This window comes from Methylobacterium fujisawaense, assembly GCF_039619325.1.
GTDB classification, from domain to species: Bacteria; Pseudomonadota; Alphaproteobacteria; order Rhizobiales; family Beijerinckiaceae; genus Methylobacterium; species Methylobacterium fujisawaense.
Genome location: NZ_CP155000.1, coordinates 331,493 through 350,418, shown reverse-complemented (window position 1 = coordinate 350,418; position 18,926 = coordinate 331,493). Strand labels below are relative to the sequence as shown.

Sequence of the window (18,926 nt, the reverse complement as noted above, 5' to 3'; positions counted from 1 at the left end):
CGCGGACAAAGGCCCTGATGATCCAGGGCACCGGCTCCGATGTCGGCAAGTCGCTGCTCGTGGCGGGGCTGGCGCGCGCCTTCACGGAGCGGGGCTTAAGGGTCCGGCCGTTCAAGCCGCAGAACATGTCGAACAACGCCGCCGTCACCGCCGATGGCGGCGAGATCGGCCGCGCGCAGGCCCTCCAGGCCCGGGCCGCCCGGGTGGCGCCCTCCGTCCACATGAACCCGGTCCTGCTCAAGCCGCAGAGCGAGGTCGGCTCCCAGGTGGTGGTGCAGGGCCGGATGGTCGCCACCGTGAAGGCGTGCGACTACCAGGCCTGGAAGCCCCGGCTGATGTCGGCCGTGCTCGACAGCTTCTCCCGGCTCGCCGGGGAGGCGGATCTGGTCCTCGTCGAGGGCGCGGGTTCGGCCTCAGAGGTGAACCTGCGGGCCGGCGACATCGCCAATATGGGCTTCGCCCGGGCCACCGACACGCCGGTGGTGCTGGTCGGCGACATCGACCGGGGCGGGGTGATCGCGAGCCTCGTCGGCACCAAGGCGGTGATCGACCCGGAGGACGCCGCCCTGATCGCGGGCTTCCTCGTCAACCGCTTCCGCGGCGACCCGAGCCTGTTCGCCGACGGCATGCGGCTGATCGCCGAGCGCACCGGCTGGGCGGCTCTGGGCCTCGTGCCGCACTTCCGCGATGCCGCGCGCCTGCCGGCCGAGGACGTGCTGGGGCTCGCCGGCTCGGAATCGCGCGGGCCCGGAGCCGTCACGGTGGCGGTGCCGGTGCTGCCGCGCATCGCCAATTTCGACGACCTCGACCCCCTGCGGGCGGAGCCGAACGTGTCGGTGGTGCTGGTCCGGCCCGGCACGCCGATTCCCGCCGAGGCCGCCCTCGTGCTGCTGCCGGGCTCCAAGACCACGATCGACGACCTGGAGGCCTTTCGCCAGGAGGGCTGGGACGTCGACCTGTGCGCCCATGTCCGCCGGGGCGGGCGGGTGCTCGGCCTGTGCGGCGGCTACCAGATGCTGGGCAACAGCCTCGCCGACCCGCACGGGATCGAGGGCGCGCCCCGCACGGTGGCGGGCCTCGGGCTCCTCGACGTCGACACCGTCATGACCCCCGAGAAGCGCCTCGCGGCGGTCACCGGCACGAGCCTGCCGGACGGCGTTCATTTTGCCGGCTACGAGATGCATATCGGCGCGACGGAGGGCCCCGACGCCGCCCGGCCGCTCCTGCGCCTCGCCGACGGGCGCCTGGACGGGGCGGTCTCGGCGGACGGGCGCGTGGCCGGCACCTACGTGCACGGCCTGTTCGCCCACGATGCCCAGCGGGCGGCCTGGCTCGCGCGCCTCGGGACGGCCTCGGACGGCCCGGGCTACGAGGCCGGGGTCGAGGCAGCGCTGGACGGCCTCGCGCGACACATCGCGGCCCATGTCGACTGCGACCGCCTCCTGGCGCTTGCCCGGTAGGCGCGGGCCGCGCCAGGAATTACTCTGTGTAATGCCGGTCCCGCCACGAAGGGCCGCACGCGCCAGAGGAATGCCCCATGCCCCCCACGCAATCCCCCGTCGGGGAGGATCTCGGCGCGAGCACCGTCCGCACCGTGACGCTGCGGCTGATGCCGCTCCTCGGCCTGCTCTACCTGATCGCCTATATCGACCGGCAGAACGTCTCCTACGCCAAGCTGGAGATGGTCGGCAGCCTCGGCCTCTCCGAGACCGCCTACGGGCTCGGGGCCTCGCTGTTCTTCCTCGGCTACTTCCTGTTCGAGGTGCCGGCCAACGTCTTCCTGGAGCGGGTCGGCGCCCGGATCTGGTTCGCCCGGATCATGATCACCTGGGGGATCGTCACCGTCCTGCTGGGCTTCACCCAGGGCACGGCGATGTTCTACGTGCTCCGCTTCCTGCTCGGCGCCGCGGAGGCCGGCTTCTTCCCGGGCGTGCTGTTCGCCCTGACCCTGTGGTTCCCGCAAGGACACCGGGCGCGGATGATCGGCTGGTTCATGATCGCCAGCGCGGTGGCCAACGCCGTGGGCGCGGCGGTGGGCGGCGCGCTGCTCGGCCTCGACGGGCTCCTCGGCCTCCAGGGCTGGCAATGGGTGTTCCTGGCCACCGGCGCGCCGGCGATCCTCATGGCCGCGGTGGTGCTGGTGGTCCTGCCGGACGGTCCCGAGACGGCGCCCTGGCTGTCGCAGGCGCAGCGCGACTGGCTCGCCCGCACCCTGCGGGCCGAGCGCGCGGAGGGCGGCCATGTCGACCACGGCAACCCCTTCGCGGCGCTCCTCGACCGGCGGGTGCTGATGCTCGCCGGGGTCTACGTCTCCCTGCCGCTCGCCGCCTACGGACTGGGCTACTGGCTCCCCACCGTGGTCAAGGGCTTCGGCGTCTCGAACCTCACCAACGGCTTCCTCAACATCATCCCCTGGATGGCCACGGCCGTCGCCCTCTGGTGGGTGCCGCGCCACGCCGCCCGCACGGGCGCGCAGGGCAATGCCCTGATCTGGCACGTCGTCGGGCCGGCGCTGGTGGGGGCGGCGGGCCTCGCGCTCTCCGTCGTCCTGCCGGGCAACGCGGTGAAGTTCGCCTGCCTGTGCGTGGCCGCCGCCGGGACCTTCGCGGCCCAGCCGGTCTTCTGGTCGATGCCCGGGACCTTCCTGCGCGGCGCCTCGGCGGCGGCCGGGATCGCGGCGATCAACTCGGTGGGCAATCTCGGCGGCTTCGTCGCCCAGAACGCGGTGCCGTTCATCCGCGACCAGACCCGGAGCGACCTCGTGCCGATGCTGTTCCTGGCCGCCTGCCTCGCCGTGGGCGCCGGCCTGATGTTCGTGGTGCTCTCCGCCCTGCGCCGGGACGCGGCGCGGCGGGCGGCGCCGAATGGGGCACGTCCGGCCTGAACACGGGCCGGATCCGTGCGTTATCCTTCCTCAAGCCGGATCGTCCGGCAGGATGATGCAGGACCGCATCCCGCGGGACAGCGTCGAGGAGGACTACACGATGAGCCAGGGATTTCCCCTTATGATCCTCGCCTTCGGGACGCTCGGCGGCATCTGGTTCCTGGCCGCCGCAGCCCGGAAGCAGGTCGCCGACGCTAAGGGCAGCCCGGAACGCTCCAACCTGATCCACCAGCACGGCGGCACGCCGCGGCCGAACATGCCGGGCACCGAACACTGAGGCTCGGTCAGCCGGCGGCGATCCGCCGGCAATGATCGAGGGCGGCGCCGATCAGGTTGTCGCTGGCCTCCGGCGTCCGGAACGCCGAATGCGCCGAGAGGGTGACGGTGGGCAAGGACACCAGCGGGTGGTCCGCCGGCAGGGGCTCGACCGTGAACACGTCGAGCCCGGCCTGCGCGACGCGGCCGCTGCGCAGGGCCTCGACCAGGGCGGCCTCGTCGATCAGGGCCCCGCGGGCGGTGTTGATCAGGAGGACGCCGGGCTTCATCGCGGCGATGCGCGCGGCCGAGAGGAAGCCGCGGGTCTCGTCGGTCAGGAGCAGGTGGAGCGAGACCACGTCGCTCTCGGCGAGCAGCCGCTCCAGCGGCACGAAGGTCACGTCCGGATGCGCCTTGGGCGTCCGGTTCCAGGCGAGCACCCGCATGCCGATGCCCCGGCAGAGACGTGCCATCTCGGCCGCGATCCCCCCGAACCCGACGAGGCCGACCGTCTTGCCGGTGAGCTGGACCGCCTCGCGGCGCAGCCAGGTGCCGGCACGCATCGCCCGGTCCATCTCGGGCAGGCCGCGGGCCGCCGCCCACATCAGCGCGAAGGCGCATTCGGCCACCGCCGTGTCGCCGTACCCCTTGATGGTGTGGACCGTGATCCCGCATTCGGCCGCGAGGGCCTCCGGGTCCATGTAGCTGCGGGCGCCGGTGCCGAGGAACACCACGTGCCTCAGGCCCCCGCAGGCCCGGGCCACCGCGCGGGGGAGGGCGGTGTGGTCGATCACGGCGATCTCCGCCCCGGACAGGAGGCCGGGCAGGTCCTGCGGAGCGATGCCGGGATCGGCGTGGATCGCGAAGGGCGGGTCGTCCGGCCGCAGCAGCCGCCGGGCCACCGCCGCCAGGGTCTCGTTGGCATCCACGAACACCGCGCGCATCGGGGTCTCCCTGTCCGGTCCCGTCACGATGCGTCGGGAGCGCGGGCCGTGCCAAGGCCCGGTCGGGCGTGGCGGGCGGGTCAGCCCGCCAGCGCCAGGGACAGGGCGAGCAGCCCCAGCACGAGCCCGCCCTGGAGCCAGCAGGCCGTCCGGTAGAGCGCCAGCGCCCGGGCGATGTCGTCGGCCTTGGCCTCGGCCCGCCCGTCGCCCATATGGGCGTCCGGGACGAGGGTGCCGTCATAGACCCGCGGTCCCGCGAGCCGCAGGCCGAGCGCCCCGGCCATGGCGGATTCGGGCCAGCCGGCATTGGGCGAGCGGTGGCGGCGCGCGTCCCGGGCCATCGCCCGGAGCGCGCCCCGCGCGTCGGCGCCGCGCAGGAGCGCCGCCCCGGCGATCAGCAGGCCCGCGAGCCGGGAGGCCGGCAGGTTCACCCCGTCGTCGAGCCGCGCCGCAGCCCAGCCGAAGGCTTCGTAGCGGGGCGTCCGGTGGCCGATCATGCTGTCGGCGGTGTTGATCGCCTTGTAGAGGGCGCCCCCCGGCAGGCCGAGGCCGCCGATCCAGAAGGCCGGCGCCACGATCCCGTCGGAGAAGTTTTCCGACAGGCTCTCGATCGCGGCGCGGCAGACCGCCGGTTCGTCGAGGCGCTCGGGGTCGCGCCCGACGATCATCGCCACCGCCCGGCGCCCGGCCTCCAGGCCGCCGGTGCGCAAGGCCTTCTCCACGGCGGCGACGTGCTGGTGCAGGCTGCGCTGCGCCGGCAGGCTCGCGCAGAGCAGGCCGAGGAGGAGCAGGCCGGGGAGGGGGCCGGCCAATCCCGCCAGCACCGTGAGGGCGAGGGCCGGCAGGCCCACCGCGGCAAGCAGGCAGGCCAGCGCGGCGCAGCCGGCGATCCGCCGCCGCCGCGCGGAGCCGCGGTTGAGGCCGCGCTCCAGGGCGGCGATCAGCCGGCCGATCCAGGTGACAGGGTGACCGGCCGCCCTGTAGAGCGCGTCGGGATAGCCGGCTGCCGCCTCGATCCCGAGGGCGACGGCGAGGACGGCAAGCGTGTCGGCAAACGTACCGGGCAGATGGACCATTCGGTGTGGAGCGTTCCCACGCGTGAGGTCGCCCCGATCGCGCATGGCGGCGATCTCGGCGGACTCCGCAAAGCCTTTCCCGACGCGCCGGAGCCCTGGCTCGACCTCTCGACGGGGATCAATCCGGTCCCGTACCCCGTGCCGCCGGTGGAGGCCAGCGCCTGGACGCGGCTGCCCGAGGCCGCCGAGCTCGGGGCGCTCCGGGCGGCGGCCGCCGCGGCCTACGGCGCGCCGGACGCCGCGCATGTCGTGCCCGCCCCCGGCACCCAGATCCTGATCGAGACCCTGCCCCGGCTGATGGCGCCGACCCGCGTCGCGGTGCTCGGGCCCACCTATGCCGAGCACGCCGCCGCCTGGGCGCGCGCCGGGCACGCGGTGACGGAGATCCGGAATCTCGATGCCCTCGGCGAGGCCCGGGTGGCGGTGATCGTCGATCCCAACAACCCGGACGGGCGGACCCTGCCCCTGGCCGAGCGCCGGGCCCTGGCCGCGGCCCTCGGCAAGCGCGGCGGCCTGCTCATCGCCGACGAGGCCTTCGCGGATCTGGAGCCGGTGGAGAGCCTGTGCCCACACGCGGCGCCGGGCCTCGTGGTGCTGCGCTCCTTCGGCAAGACCTACGGGCTCGCCGGCCTGCGCCTCGGCTTCGCGGTGGCCGATCCCGGCACGGCGGCCCGGATCGCCGAGGCCCTCGGACCCTGGGCGGTGTCGGGCCCGGCCCTGGCGATCGGGCGCGCCGCCCTGTCGGATGCGGGCTGGCGCGCGCAGGCCGCGGCGGCGCGGTCCGCGGACGCGGCCCGCCTCGACCGGATGATCGCCCGGGGCGGCGGCCGGATCGTCGGGGGCACCAGCCTGTTCCGGACCGCCGACTTTTCCGACGGGCCCGACCTCTACCGGCGGCTCGCGGCGGCCGGGATCGCGGTGCGGCGCTTCGCGGATCGCCCGGAGCGCCTCCGCTTCGGCCTGCCGGCCGGGAAGACGGCGTGGTGCCGTCTGTCGCGGGTCCTCAGGTAGACCGCACGCCCGGCGGATGCGGATCGCGCGCCGCCACGATCACGGCCAGCGCCGAGAAGGCGAGGCCCACCGCGCAGACCCCCGCCCAGCCGACCAGCAGGAACGCCTGCGTGCCGGCATAGGCGCCGAGCGCCCCGAACACGAACAGGGTCGTGAACAGGACCGTGTTGATGCGGCCCCGCGCCCCGGGGACCAGGGCGTAGGCCCGCGTCTGGTTGGCGATGAGGGCGCCGTTTATGCCGATGTCGATCAGCAGCACCCCGAGGGCCACCGCGACGAGCGACCACGTCCCGCCGGCCCAGAGCACCATGAAGGACAGCGCCACGAGCAGGCTGCCGCCGAGCACCACAGGCTTGGCGCCCCGCCGGTCGGTGAAGCGGCCCGACAGGGGTGCCACGAAGGCGCCGCAGACGCCGATCACCCCGAACAGCCCCGCGCCCGCGGCGGAGAGTCCGAAGGGCGGCCCCTCCACCAGCAGCGCCAGGGTCGCCCAGAAGGCGTTGAAGGCGGCAAACAGCAGCGCCTGCGACAGGCTCGCCGTGCGCAGCACCGGCTGCGTGCGGGCGAGGTGCAGGATCGACAGCATCAGGGCGCGGTAGCGCAGCGGGTGCGTCTGCACCGTGTGGGGCAGGGTGGCCCGGGCGATGGCCGCCATGGCGAGCGCCAGCAGGGACGCGACCAGGAAGACCGGCCGCCATCCGAGATGCGCCCCCAGGACGCCGCTCGCCGTCCGGGCGAGCAGGATGCCGGTGAGCAGGCCGGTCATGACCTGGCCGACGATCCGCCCGCGGCTCGCATCCGGGGCGAGTTCCGCCGCGAACGGGACCGCCTGCTGGGCCGCGCTGGCCAGCACCCCGACCGCGAGGTGGGCGAGGGCGAGGCTCGCGAGGTTCGGGGCCAGGCCCACCGCCAGCAGCGCCAGGGCGAGTCCGAGGCATTGCCCCACGATCAGGGTGCGGCGCGGCAGGGCATCGCCGAGGGGCACGAGCCCGACGATGCCGAGCCCGTAGCCGACGAGCGCCGTGGTCGGCACCCACAGGGCGGCGCGGTCGCCGAACTCCGCCACGATCAGCCCGAGCAGCGGCTGGTTGTAGTAGATGTTGGCGACCGCTCCGCCGGCGATCAGCGTCAGGCCGAGCCGGGCCTTCGCGTCGAGCGTCGTGGTCACGGCTGGGTCGGGGGCAGGCAGGCACGCCGCCGCGGAAGGGCCATGGTCGGGTCCGTGTGCGGGAGAGGTCCGGGCCGCGAGCGATACGGGCGGAGCGTGCGGTGGAGCAAGCTGCGGCGATGCATCCCTGCCGGCACGCCCCCGGCCCCTTCACCGGAACCGAGGGCGCCCCATATGCGGAAGATGCAGCCGGCGCCGTCCGCACGCGAGCGGGCGCCGCAGGCCATGCACCGGGCGTCGAGCCGATAGAGGTTCCGAACCGGATTACGAACGAGAGGGCGGTTTCGTTCCGGATGAACGGGGCCGGAACCGCCGCAGCAGGGAGTACGGGATGCCGAACTACCGCATCGACTTTGCCAAGGAGATCCTCGGGGTACCGTTCACGGTCGGCTCCGTGGCGATCACGCGGGCCCGCGATCCCGAGCGCGCCCGCCGCGCCGCCGAACTCCGCTTCGCCCGCCAGCACGGCGTCGGCGACTGGCGGGAGCGGGCCGACCTCGCCACCGTCGCCGAACAGCTCTGACGCACCCGCCCCGGGATCGTCACACGACCTTCGTGCCGCTCCCGCACGCTGGGAGCGCGCCGTTCGGGCCGGTCAAGCTCTGGTCGCGGCGGCCGCGGCGCCGTAGAATGGCGGGCGGATCGGGACGCTGAGCGAGCCGCCCCGGAGTGGGCGGCGGCTGCCGGATCCGCACGCGCCCGTCCGACGAGCCGGCGTCGCGGGGCCGGAAGCGTCTCGAATCCGGGTCGACGGGGGTCAGTGCAAGGGTCATGGCGGCGATCTCCTTCTTCGGCGACCTGCTTCAGACCATCAGCGAGCGCGGCCGCGACCTGATCGGCATCGGGCGCGGGGACATGACGTCCCGGGCCAGCGCGGGCGACCTCGTCAAGCTGTGCGAGGACCTGATCTCCCGGCGCGGCGAGGCCTCCGGGGTGGCGCTCGCCCGCCTGATCCTCGACCGCTACGCCAGCTTCGGGCAGGCGGAGCGCCACGCCTTCCTGCGGGCCATCGCCCTCGATTTCGATGCGGACCACGAAGCCGTCGACGAGGCGATCGCCGCCTACCGGGCCGCCCCCTCCCGCGCCCGCCTCGGCAGCCTGCACGAGGCCGCCGAGCCGCGCAGCCAGGAGCTGATCCGCCGCCTCAACCTCGCCCGCGGCGGCACGCTCAGCCTCGTGCGGATGCGCGAGGACCTGTTCGACCTGCGCCGGGCGCTGCGCGCCGGCGACGAGGCCGACCCCGCCCTGATGGACGCCGTCGACAGCCTGGACAGCGATTTCGAGCACCTGTTCGCCTCGTGGTTCAACCGCGGCTTCCTGGTGCTGCGCCACATCGACTGGACGACGCCGGCCCATATCCTGGAGAAGATCATCCGCTACGAGGCGGTGCACGCCATCGCCGACTGGGACGACCTGCGCGCCCGCATCGAGCCGCCGGACCGGCGCTGCTTCGCGTTCTTCCACCCGGCGCTGGCCGACGAGCCGCTGATCTTCGTGGAGGTGGCGCTCACCGACCAGATCGCCCCGGCCATCGCCCCGATCCTGTCGCGGGAGCGCAAGCCGCTGCAGCCGCAGGCGGCCAACACGGCGGTGTTCTACTCGATCTCGAACTGCCAGAAGGGGCTCGCCGGCGTCACCTTCGGCAATTTCCTGATCAAGCAGGTGGTCGAGGACCTCACCCGCGAGGTGCCCACGCTCAAGACCTTCGTGACGCTGTCGCCGGTGCCCGGCTTCGCCGCGTGGCTGGCGCGGGAGCGCCGGGCCGACAGCCCGCAGGGCCTGCTGCCCGAGGATGTCGAGGTCCTGCGGGCGCTGGACGACCCGAACTGGTCGGCCGACAAGGCCCGGGCCGAGACGGTGCGCCGGGCGCTGATCCCGGCGGCGGCGGCCTATTTCCTGCGCGCCAAGAACGAGCGCGGCCGCCCCCTCGACCCGGTGGCCCGGTTCCACCTCGGCAACGGCGCGCGCCTCGACCGCATCAACTTCCTGGGCGACACCTCGAAGAAAGGCCTCGCCCAGTCGCACGGCCTGATGGTCAACTACCTCTACGACCTCGCCGCCATCGAGCGGAACCACGAGACCTACGCCAATCTCGGCACCGTGGTGGCCGCGCCGGCGGTGACCCGTGAGCTGCGCGCCAAGCTGCCGCCGCCGCGGGCCGTGGTGCTGGCCGAGGCGTAGGATCCGGGCCGGTCGGGGCCCGCCTGTCACCGCCGGGCCGCGGGGCGCCACCGGAAAGGGCTCGCCGGAAGGCCCTCCGGGCGGTTATGGGTGCGTCAGACAGACAGGTCCCGCGACAGCTCTAGCCTCACGATGACGAACCACCTCTTCTCCCTGGTGCGGGACGGCGTCCCCGATCCCGCCAAGACCGTGATCGAGACCCCTGAGGGCCGCCGATACTCCTACGCGGACCTGATCGCCCGCTCCGGCGCCTACGCGGCGGCCCTGCGGGCGGCGGGCGTCGAGACCGGCGACCGGGTGGCCGTGCAGGTCGAGAAGAGCCCCGAGGTGATCTTCCTGTATCTCGGCGCGGTCCGGGCCGGCGCCGTGTTCCTGCCGCTCAACACCGCCTACACCCCGGCGGAGATCGGCTACTTCCTGAACGACGCCGAGCCCGCCGTGTTCGTCTGCGACCCGGGCCGGCGCGACGCGCTGGCGGAGGCCGCCGCGGGCGTGCGCCGGATCTGGACCCTCGACGGGGCGGGCGGCGGCAGCGCCGCAGAGGCCGCGGACCGGGCCGGGGATGCGGGGAGCGCCTTCGCCGACGTGCCCCGGGGCCCGGAGGATCTCGCGGCGATCCTCTACACCTCCGGCACGACCGGGCGCTCCAAGGGCGCCATGCTGACCCACGACAACCTCGCCTCGAACGCCCGGACCCTCGTCGATTTCTGGCGCTTCACCGCCGACGACGTGCTGATCCACGCCCTGCCGGTGTTCCACACGCACGGCCTGTTCGTGGCGACCAACACGGTGCTGGCGAGCGGCGGCTCCATGCTGTTCCTGCCCCGCCTCGACCCGAAGCTGATCCTGAGCCTGATGCCCCGGGCCAGCGTGCTGATGGGCGTGCCGACCTTCTACACCCGCCTCCTCAAGGAGCAGGGCCTCACGCCGGAGGCGGCCGGAGGCATGCGCCTGTTCGTGTCGGGCTCGGCGCCGCTGCTCGCCGAGACGCATCGCGCGTGGCAGGCCCGTACCGGCCACGCCATCCTCGAGCGCTACGGCATGACCGAGACCAACATGAGCACCTCGAACCCCTATGCGGGCGACCGGGTCGCCGGCACGGTGGGCTTCCCCCTGCCGGGCGTGTCCCTGCGGGTGGTCGATCCGGAAACCGGCGCGGCCCTCGGTCCGGACGCGGTGGGCATGATCGAGGTGAAGGGCCCGAACGTGTTCCTGGGCTACTGGCGCATGCCCGAGAAAACCGCGGCCGAGTTCCGGGCCGACGGGTTCTTCATCACCGGCGACCTCGGCAAGGTCGATGACCGGGGCTACGTCCACATCGTCGGGCGCGGCAAGGACCTGATCATCTCAGGCGGCTTCAACGTCTACCCCAAGGAGGTCGAGACCGAGATCGACGCGCTGCCGGGCGTGGTCGAATCCGCGGTGATCGGCTTGAGCCATCCCGATTTCGGCGAGGCCGTCACCGCCGTGGTGGTGGGGGGGCCGGGATGCCCGGACGAGGCCGGCGTACAGGCCGCCCTGGAGGGCCGGCTCGCCCGGTTCAAGTGCCCCAAGCGCGTCCTGTTCGTGAGCGAGCTGCCGCGCAACACCATGGGCAAGGTGCAGAAGAACCTTCTGCGGGACGCGCATGCGGAGCTCTACCGGGACTGACGATCCGATCCGCCGGCCGGGACCGGCGGATCGGGAATCCGCCCGCACCGTCGTCGCGCGCGGCGGGATGACGGTGCGGGCGTAACGCGACGGTGCCGATCCGGAACGCGGATCAGAGATTGTGCTCCTTCCGCTCACCCTCCGGCGGCGTGTGGCTGTCCGGATCCACCACCTTGCGGGCGGCCGCGTTCAGGTTGTCCGGATCGAGGGCGGTCTGGACGAAGTCGCGGCCGATGCTGGTCACCTCGCGGGCGTAGCGCAGGCCCTGGTCGCGGACCTCGTCGGCCCAGGGACCGATGCTCCGATCCTCCTGGCGGGTGCGCGGCAGCAGCGCGCCGAGCAGAAGGCCGGCGGCCACGCCGACCACGCCGACGAGGAGGGGATTGTCGTCCACGAAGCGCTCGACGGCGGTGCGGCCGCGGTTGAGCCCGTCGATACCCTGGGTGGTCAGGTCGTCCAGAGCCCGCATGTTGCGCCGGCGCAGCGTGCCGGCCCGCTCCCGGACCTCGTCGTAGGCGGACGCCGCGCGGTCGCGGGCCTGATCGGCGGCGCCGCCGAGACGGTTGCCGACATCGTCCGCGAAGTCCGACACCGTCTGCCGTGCCTGTCCGGCGAGGTCCGCGGCGCGGTCACCGGCCGCCTGGACGCCCTCCTTCACGGTGGCGGAGGCGGCGTCCACCCGCGCGGCGCCGGTGGCGCCGCCGCTCGAATGGCCGCCGGCCGAGAGGGGCGCGGCGCCGTGCGGCAGCGGGTCGTGCAGCCCGCGGGGGTCGGGCCGGAGCGTGAAGTCTCCCGCCGCCGCGCCGGGGATCCCGCGCGGGTCGCCGAGACCGGCCGGATCGGGCCGCAGGCTCCCGTCCCGAGCGCCGTGCGGCGGCGCCTCGCCGGGGCGCGGCTCGGGAATGCTGGAGGGGGTGGCGGGGGTACCCGGCTTGTCGGTCATGGCGGTGTCCTCGAATGTCGGTCCCGGCAGCCCGCCTTCGGCGCCGGTTTGCCCGGCCGTCCGGCCGGGCGCGGGAGGTTTCTCGGTCCGGGCCCCGCCCGGTCGTCAGATCTCGGTCGTGTCCAGCGGATCGCGGGCCGGGCGCGCGGTCGGAAGGTCGGGGTCGTAGCCGCGGGCCGCGCCGGTGTTCAGGGTGGGCACGCGCTCCGCCGAGACCTCGGTGCGCCGGCGCTGGGCGTCGCGCGCCATCCGGTTGAACAGCAGGCCGACGCCGGCCGCGATCAGCAGCACCGGCACCGGGTTGCGGCGCACCGCCTCCAGGGCCGAGTCGTAGGTGCTGTTCAGGGCCGGCACCCGCCGGGCATTGCCCAGCATCTCGTCCACGAGGTTCGGCACCGAGAGCCGCCCCTGGATGCGGTCGATCGTGTCGTCGAGCCGGGCGCGGCTCTCCTCGATCTCCTTCTCGAGGTCGTTCATCGTACTCATCCGGACACGCGCTCCGACAGGGCCTGGGCATCCTGGCGGACCTGGCGCGTGGTGCGCTTCGGGGCCAGGGTCGAGAGGGACAGGACGCTGCGCGCCCACAGGGCCATCCCGAGGGCGAGGGCCAGCAGCACGCCGCCGACGATCAGGGCCGAGAGCCACTCGGACCCGACGATGGTGGCGAGCCATTTCACGAAGGCGCCGATCAGGACCAGTAGGGCGACCACGGCGAACACCGCCGAGCCGACCATGCAGGCGAGGCCGACGATGAGCTGGCGGATGTTGCCGGCCATCTCGGCCCGGAACAGCGCGATCTCCTTGCGGGCGAGTTCGTTGGTCTCCCGCAGGGCGTCGCCGATGAGGCTCTGGATGCTGGAGGCGCCGGTCTGGCGCGGGTCGGAGCCGTGGGTCATGGCGTCAGGCCCGGAAGCTGTCGCGGGCATCGCCGTCCGGCGCCTCCGGCGGCAGGCTCGACGACTTGATGAAGCGGGCGGCGATCAGGCCGGCCACGAAGGTGCCCACCGCCACCGCCACCGGAGCACGCCGGGCGAAAGCCTCGGCCTCGCTGTAGAAGTCGCCGAGGCTGCGGCGCTCGATGGAGGAGCCGAGCTGCTCCAGCCCGTCGGCAGCGCTGTCGAAGAAGGCGCGCACGTTCGGCTTGTCGCCGAGGTCGCGGCCGGAATTGCGGATCGTCTGGGCCAGATCGTGGACCGACTGGGCCGCATCGCTCTTGCGTTGCTCGACATAGGTCTGGGCCTGCAGCCGGGCCGCGTCGAGCAGCCCGCGGCCGCGTTCGGCCGCCACGTCGGCCAGCCCCTCGACATCGCCCTGCAAGGCGCGCCACTGGGCACGCTCCTCCGCGGCGGTGTGCGGCGCCGCGCCGTGCGGATCCGCAACCGGGTCCACGGGGGCGCCCTGCGGTAACTCGTTGCCGGCCATCTCGAAAATACTCCTCGCGGCGCGGGTACGGAGCCGCTCGCGGCGACCGCGAGCCCCGCGATGGCTGAGTAACCGACTCGGCTGTCACGGGTTCCGGTCCCGGTGCACAGTTCCGATCTGCGCACGGGCTCCGACGGGACGGGCGGCACCGCTCACTCCACGTTCAGGCACGATCTGCCAGAACCGCCACGCTTGCACAACGCGCCCGATCGGGACGGAGCGGCCCCCCTGTCCCGGAACGGTAGGGCCTCGACTTGACCCGCGCCCGGCTTCACGCTTGGGTTGCCTGACAAGCAACAAAGGATCGCGCAGGCCCCCCGCGCGTTCTGACATATTAGTGAAGTCTCGATGCAGGCGCGGCCGGCCGCGCCCCTGATCCGGAGCCGACCCGCGTGGCACGCCTTGTGATCGTATCGAACCGCGTCGCCATCCCGGAAGAGGGCGGCAAGGCGGTGGCGGCGGGCGGCCTCGCCGTCGCGGTCAAGGAGGCCTTCACGGCCTATGAGGGGCTCTGGTTCGGCTGGAGCGGCACCATCTCCGAGGAGCCCTCCGAGGAGCCGACGCTGATCGACCGGGGCCGGGTCCAGTACGCGGTCGTCGACCTCTCGCCGCAGGACCACCTCGAATATTACGCCGGCTTCGCGAACCGCGCCCTGTGGCCGATCATGCATTACCGGCTGGGGCTCGGCGCCTTCTCGCGCTCGGATTATGCCGGCTACAGCCGTGTGAACCGGACCTTCGCGCGGGCGCTCGCCAAGCTGGTGGAGCCCGACGACATCATCTGGGTGCACGATTACCACCTGCTGCCGCTCGCCGCCGAGTTGCGCGGCCTCGGGCTCGACAACCCGATCGGCTACTTCCACCATATCCCCTGGCCCGCCGCCGACGTGTTCAACTCGCTGCCGGCGAGCGGCGAGCTGCTGCGTGCCATCGTCGATTACGACCTGATCGGCCTGCAGACCGAGGCGGACGTGCAGAACCTGCAGCGCAACCTCGTCGATACCCAGCGGGCGATCCCGCTGGGCGGCGGCTCGCTGATGGTGGATGGCCGCCGCACGCGGATCCGCGCCTTCCCGATCGGCATCGACGTCGCGGGCTTCAAGGAGGCGGCCGAGAAGGCCAACGCCAACAAGGTCGTGCGCGAGACCATCGCGGGCCTGCGCACCCGCAAGCTGCTGATCGGCGTCGACCGGCTCGATTATTCCAAGGGCGTGCCCGAGCGGATGGAGGCGGTGGAGAGCTTCTTCGCCTCGAACCCCGACCAGCGCGGCAACGTCACCTACATCCAGATCACGCCGAAATCCCGCAGCGAGGTGCCCGAATACGAGCAGCTCTCGCGCGACGTGAACGAGAAGGTCGGCGAGATCAACGGCTCGCTGGGCGACCCGGCCTGGACGCCGATCCAGTACATCACCAAGGCCTATCCGCGCCCGGTGCTCGCGGGCCTCTACCGGGCGGCCCGGGTCGGCCTCGTCACGCCGATGCGCGACGGCATGAACCTCGTCGCCAAGGAATACGTGGTCGCCCAGTCCGAGGACGATCCGGGGGTTCTGGTCCTGTCGAAATTCGCCGGCGCCGCCCGGCAATTGCCCGAGGCGCTGCTGATCAACCCCTACGACCGGTTCGAGGTGGCGGAGGCGATCCGGGCCGCGCTCTACATGCCGAAGGCCGAGCGTGTGGCGCGCTGGAAGCCGATGGTCGAGCGCATGACCCGCGAGGACGTCGATTGGTGGGCGCGCAACTTCCTGGCGGAGCTCGAGAATTTCCGCACCATGGAGCGCGAGGCCCCCACCGCTGCCGCGGCCGCCGAATAGCCGGCGCAGCCCGCTGATTCCGCCTGCAGCCCCCCGTGTGACCGGACGCCCCACATGATCGCCGTCGATGACGGGGTGCCGGCGCCGCTCGGCGCCCATTTCGACGGGCGCGGCGTCAACTTCGCCCTCTTTTCCGAGCACGCCACCGCGGTCGATGTCTGCCTGTTCGAGGCGGGGGAGCGGCACGAGACCCGCACGGTGCGGTTGCCCTGCCGGACCGACGACGTCTGGCACGGCTACCTGCGCGGCGTACTGCCGGGCCAGCTCTACGGCTACCGGGTGCATGGCCCCTGGGATCCGGCGTCCGGCCACCGGTTCAACGCCTCGAAGCTCGTCCTCGACCCCTACGCCCGGGAGATCCGCGGCCGGATCCGCTGGCACGATGCGCTCTACAGCCATCGCCGGGGCGGGCGCGAGGACCGGATCGACCGGCGCGACAGCGCGGTCTACATGCCGAAATGCGTGGTCACCGCCCCGGAGGTGCCCGATCTGGCCCTCACGCCGGTGCGGCGGCCGCTGGCCGAGACGGTGGTGTACGAGGCGCACGTCAAGGCGCTGACCCGCACCCATCCCGACATCCCCGAGGCGGAGCGGGGCACCTACGCGGCCCTCGCCCATCCGGCGATCATCGCGCACCTCGTCAGGCTCGGCGTCACCGCCCTGGAGCTGCTGCCGATCCAGGCCTTCGCGGACGACCGCTTCCTGGTGGAGAAGGGGCTCGTCAATTTCTGGGGGTATCAGCCCCTGGGCTACTTCGCCCCGGAGCCGCGCTACCTGGGGGAGGGCGGCTTGGGCGGCCTGAAGGCGGCGATCCGGGAGCTGAACGCCGCCGGGATCGAGACCTGGCTCGACGTGGTCTACAACCACACCGCCGAGGGGGACCACACCGGCCCGACCCTGTCATTCCGCGGCATCGACAACGCCAGCTACTACAAGCTCGATCCCGCCGACCCGCGCCGCACCATCGACTGCACCGGCTGCGGCAACACCTTCGACGCGAGCCATCCGCGGGTGATGCAGCTCGTGCTGGATTCCCTGCGCCATTGGGTCACCGCCTACGGCATCGCGGGCTTCCGCTTCGACCTGGCCTCGAGCCTCGGGCGCGCGCCCTCCGCCTTCACCCCGCAGGCGGCCTTCTTCCAGGCGGTGGCGCAGGATCCGGTCCTCGCCCGGGTGAAGATGGTGGCCGAGCCCTGGGACATCGGGGAGGGGGGCTACCAGCTCGGCGGCTATCCGCGCGGCTGGAGCGAGTGGAACGACAAGTTCCGCGACGCCGCGCGGGGCTTCTGGAAGGGGGATTCCGGCACGCTCGCCAAGGTCACGCAGGGGCTGACCGGCTCGCGGGAGGTGTTCGCCCCGTCCCGGCGCTCGCCGCTGGCCAGCGTCAACTTCATCGCCAGCCACGACGGCTTCACCCTGGCCGACACGGTGGCGTACGAGCAGAAGCACAACGAAGCCAACGGCGAGGACAACCGCGACGGCCATAACCACAACGTCAGCCGCAACTACGGCGTCGAGGGCGACACCGACGACACGGCGATCCTGGCTCTACGCGCCCGCCAGAAGCGCAACATGCTGGCCACCATGATGCTGGCCCAGGGCGTGCCGATGCTGCTGATGGGCGACGAGCGCTCCCGCAGCCAGGGCGGCAACAACAACGCCTATGCCCAGGACAACCCGACGAGCTGGATGGACTGGAGCGTCGATCCGGATCCCGCCCTCACGGATTTCGTCGCCAACCTGCTGGCCCTGCGCCGGGCCCAGCCGGCCCTGCGGCGGCGGCGCTTCTTCACCGGCGCGCTGATCGACCCCGACGAGCCCCTGCGCGACGTGCACTGGCTCTCCCCCGAGGGCACCGAGATGGAGGGCCGCCACTGGTCCGACGACGGGCTCCAGGTGTTCGGCATGCAGATCGGCAACGACGGCGATCCGGGCGACCGCCTCCTGATGCTGTTCAACGCCGGGGAGGGCGCCGTCCCGTTCCGCCTCGCCCCGGTGGTGGGCGGCCCCTGGACGCCGGTCTTCGACACCGGCGAGCCCGCGGGCGCCCGCGCGCCCGGCACGCCGGCCGTCGAGTCCGGGGCCGCCGTGCCGCTGCCGGGCCGTACGGTCCTCGTGCTCACCGCGCCGGGGACGGAGACCGGAAACCGGGGCGGCTGGGTGCCGGAACGCTAGGGGCAGGAGCCCCCCGCGGATCCGTCAGTCGAACAGGCTGGAGACGCTGGATTCCGTCGCCGTGCGCCCGATCGCCTCGCCCAGCAGCGGCGCGATGGTGGCCACGCGGATGTTGCGGGCGAGCTTGACGGCCTGCGTCGGCTGGATCGAGTCGGTGATCACCAGCTCCTTCATCCGCGAGGCGGCGATGCGCGAGACCGCGCCGCCCGACAGCACGCCGTGGGTGATGTAGGCCGAGACGTCCTTGGCGCCGGCATTGAGCAGGGCCTCGGCGGCGTTGACCAGGGTGCCGCCCGAATCGACGATGTCGTCCACGAGGATGCAGGAGCGGCCCTCGACCTCGCCGATGATGTTCATCACCTCGGACTCGCCCGGGCGCTCGCGGCGCTTGTCGACGATGGCCAGCGGGCAGTCGATCCGCTTGGCGATGGCCCGCGCCCGCACCACGCCGCCGACGTCGGGCGAGACCACCATGCGGTTGTCGCCCGGCAGCCGCTCCTTGATGTCGCGCACCATCACGGGGGCGGCGAACAGGTTGTCGGTGGGGATGTCGAAGAAGCCCTGGATCTGGCCGGCATGGAGATCGAGGGTCAGGACGCGGTCGGCGCCCGCCTCGGTGATGAGGTTCGCCACCAGCTTGGCCGAGATCGGCGTGCGGCCGGAGGTGCGCCGGTCCTGCCGCGCATAGCCGAAATACGGGATCACCGCCGTGATGCGCCGGGCCGAGGATCGGCGCGCGGCGTCGATCATGATCAGCAGTTCCATCAGGTGGTCGTTCGCCGGGAACGAGGTCGACTGGACGATGAACACGTCCTCGCCGCGCACGTTCTCCTGAAGCTCGACGAAGATCTCCATGTCGGCGAAGCGCCGGACCATGCACTTGGCCAGCGGCAGTTCGAGATAGGCCGCGATCGCCTCGGCCAGGGGCCGGCTGGCATTCCCGGCGATGATCTTGATCGAGGATTTCATGGGCGGCCGCTCACTCGCGGCCGGACCTTACCGCCGCTCTTGTCCAGACCGGTCTCCCGAGGAGCCGGAACGATCCGATGACGGGCGAGGCTCTTAGCAGCGGGCAGGAACTGTCACAATGCCTTCACGGCCGCCCAGCACGCGCCGCCGACAGGTAGTGCGGCGGCGCTCAGGGAGCCGGCGGCTCCAGCAGGCGGTGCAGGTGCACCACGAAATAGCGCGTCTGCGCGCTGTCGACGGTGGCCTGGGCCTTGGCCCGCCACGCGGCCTGGGCGGAGGCGTAGTCCGGGAAGATGCCGACGATGTCGAGGCCCTTGATGTCCCGGAACCGGACCCCGTCGAGATCCTGCAATTCACCACCGAAGACCAGGTGCAGCTTCTGGTCGCTGTCGATCGCCGTCGCCATGGCCTCTCCTCACGCTTCTCCGCGGCGC

At 72.8% G+C, this 18,926-nt stretch carries 19 protein-coding genes; 9 read left to right on the top strand and 10 right to left on the bottom strand.

From position 1 onward, the window contains the following. The first annotated feature begins 17 nt into the window (after positions 1-17). The 3 genes from ABC766_RS01750 to ABC766_RS01740 all read left to right on the top strand — a co-directional run bounded on the left by ABC766_RS01750 (position 18) and on the right by ABC766_RS01740 (position 3,161). Entirely contained in the window at positions 18-1,460 is a 1,443-nt protein-coding gene (locus ABC766_RS01750) for a cobyric acid synthase (protein WP_345820865.1), read from the top strand. Between the two features lie 77 nt (positions 1,461-1,537). Further along, entirely contained in the window at positions 1,538-2,884 is a 1,347-nt protein-coding gene (locus ABC766_RS01745; protein WP_345820863.1) for an MFS transporter, read from the top strand. A gap of 52 nt (positions 2,885-2,936) precedes the next feature. Next, on the top strand, positions 2,937-3,161 hold the full coding sequence (locus tag ABC766_RS01740) for a hypothetical protein (protein ID WP_043389407.1): 225 nt from the start codon (positions 2,937-2,939) through the stop codon (positions 3,159-3,161). 7 nt (positions 3,162-3,168) lie between these two features. On the opposite strand, the gene ABC766_RS01735 is transcribed toward ABC766_RS01740, so the two are convergent. Together ABC766_RS01735 and cbiB are read right to left on the bottom strand one after the other, a co-directional pair. Next, positions 3,169-4,083, bottom strand: a complete 915-nt coding sequence (locus ABC766_RS01735; RefSeq protein ID WP_043389408.1) for an NAD(P)-dependent oxidoreductase — start codon at positions 4,081-4,083, stop codon at positions 3,169-3,171. A gap of 80 nt (positions 4,084-4,163) precedes the next feature. Then, entirely contained in the window at positions 4,164-5,159 is a 996-nt protein-coding gene (gene cbiB, locus ABC766_RS01730; protein WP_345820858.1) for an adenosylcobinamide-phosphate synthase CbiB, read from the bottom strand. Here cbiB and cobD point away from each other — a divergent pair. After that, on the top strand, positions 5,151-6,170 hold the full coding sequence (gene cobD, locus ABC766_RS01725; RefSeq protein ID WP_345820857.1) for a threonine-phosphate decarboxylase CobD: 1,020 nt from the start codon (positions 5,151-5,153) through the stop codon (positions 6,168-6,170). The genes cbiB and cobD overlap by 9 nt on opposite strands. On the opposite strand, the gene ABC766_RS01720 is transcribed toward cobD, so the two are convergent. Further along, positions 6,163-7,338 carry an MFS transporter gene (locus ABC766_RS01720; protein ID WP_345820855.1) on the bottom strand — a complete coding sequence of 392 codons (1,176 nt, stop codon included), beginning with the start codon at positions 7,336-7,338 and terminating at the stop codon, positions 6,163-6,165. The two genes, cobD and ABC766_RS01720, sit on opposite strands and share 8 nt — an antisense overlap. Before the next feature lie 331 nt (positions 7,339-7,669). On the opposite strand from ABC766_RS01720, the gene ABC766_RS01715 reads away from it, so the two are divergent. Continuing rightward, on the top strand, positions 7,670-7,861 hold the full coding sequence (locus tag ABC766_RS01715; RefSeq protein WP_043352836.1) for a hypothetical protein: 192 nt from the start codon (positions 7,670-7,672) through the stop codon (positions 7,859-7,861). A gap of 19 nt (positions 7,862-7,880) precedes the next feature. Here ABC766_RS01715 and ABC766_RS01710 read toward each other — a convergent pair whose 3' ends face one another. Then, positions 7,881-8,111 carry a hypothetical protein gene (locus tag ABC766_RS01710; RefSeq protein WP_274927571.1) on the bottom strand — a complete coding sequence of 77 codons (231 nt, stop codon included), beginning with the start codon at positions 8,109-8,111 and terminating at the stop codon, positions 7,881-7,883. Here ABC766_RS01710 and ABC766_RS01705 point away from each other — a divergent pair. Both ABC766_RS01705 and ABC766_RS01700 read left to right on the top strand, forming a co-directional pair. Continuing rightward, complete coding sequence (locus ABC766_RS01705; protein ID WP_179698564.1) at positions 8,110-9,519, top strand: malonyl-CoA decarboxylase domain-containing protein; 1,410 nt, start codon at positions 8,110-8,112, stop codon at positions 9,517-9,519. The genes ABC766_RS01710 and ABC766_RS01705 overlap by 2 nt on opposite strands. A gap of 132 nt (positions 9,520-9,651) precedes the next feature. Next, positions 9,652-11,169 carry a malonyl-CoA synthase gene (locus tag ABC766_RS01700; RefSeq protein ID WP_345820851.1) on the top strand — a complete coding sequence of 506 codons (1,518 nt, stop codon included), beginning with the start codon at positions 9,652-9,654 and terminating at the stop codon, positions 11,167-11,169. Between the two features lie 112 nt (positions 11,170-11,281). Here the strand turns inward: ABC766_RS01700 and ABC766_RS01695 are convergent, their stop codons facing one another. The 4 genes from ABC766_RS01695 to ABC766_RS01680 form a co-directional block, all read right to left on the bottom strand. After that, positions 11,282-12,112 carry a hypothetical protein gene (locus tag ABC766_RS01695; protein ID WP_345820849.1) on the bottom strand — a complete coding sequence of 277 codons (831 nt, stop codon included), beginning with the start codon at positions 12,110-12,112 and terminating at the stop codon, positions 11,282-11,284. Between the two features lie 105 nt (positions 12,113-12,217). Further along, positions 12,218-12,589 carry a DUF3618 domain-containing protein gene (locus tag ABC766_RS01690; protein WP_170861816.1) on the bottom strand — a complete coding sequence of 124 codons (372 nt, stop codon included), beginning with the start codon at positions 12,587-12,589 and terminating at the stop codon, positions 12,218-12,220. Positions 12,590-12,594: 5 nt separating this feature from the next. Further along, a complete protein-coding gene (locus tag ABC766_RS01685; protein WP_043389422.1) occupies positions 12,595-13,008 on the bottom strand; it encodes a phage holin family protein in 414 nt (137 codons plus the stop codon). A 4-nt stretch (positions 13,009-13,012) separates the two neighbouring features. Beyond that, positions 13,013-13,534, bottom strand: coding sequence for a hypothetical protein (locus ABC766_RS01680; protein WP_043352818.1), 522 nt, complete (start codon positions 13,532-13,534; stop codon positions 13,013-13,015). Positions 13,535-13,926: 392 nt separating this feature from the next. On the opposite strand from ABC766_RS01680, the gene ABC766_RS01675 reads away from it, so the two are divergent. Both ABC766_RS01675 and glgX read left to right on the top strand, forming a co-directional pair. After that, a complete protein-coding gene (locus ABC766_RS01675; RefSeq protein WP_043389425.1) occupies positions 13,927-15,348 on the top strand; it encodes an alpha,alpha-trehalose-phosphate synthase (UDP-forming) in 1,422 nt (473 codons plus the stop codon). 54 nt (positions 15,349-15,402) lie between these two features. Continuing rightward, entirely contained in the window at positions 15,403-17,523 is a 2,121-nt protein-coding gene (glgX, locus tag ABC766_RS01670; protein ID WP_345820847.1) for a glycogen debranching protein GlgX, read from the top strand. Between the two features lie 24 nt (positions 17,524-17,547). On the opposite strand, the gene ABC766_RS01665 is transcribed toward glgX, so the two are convergent. Further along, positions 17,548-18,492, bottom strand: a complete 945-nt coding sequence (locus tag ABC766_RS01665) for a ribose-phosphate pyrophosphokinase (protein WP_043356665.1) — start codon at positions 18,490-18,492, stop codon at positions 17,548-17,550. A gap of 169 nt (positions 18,493-18,661) precedes the next feature. Continuing rightward, the gene (locus ABC766_RS01660; RefSeq protein WP_043356667.1) at positions 18,662-18,898 is read right to left on the bottom strand and encodes a DUF4170 domain-containing protein; all 237 of its coding nucleotides are present in this window, start codon (positions 18,896-18,898) and stop codon (positions 18,662-18,664) included. Positions 18,899-18,926: the final 28 nt, after the last annotated feature.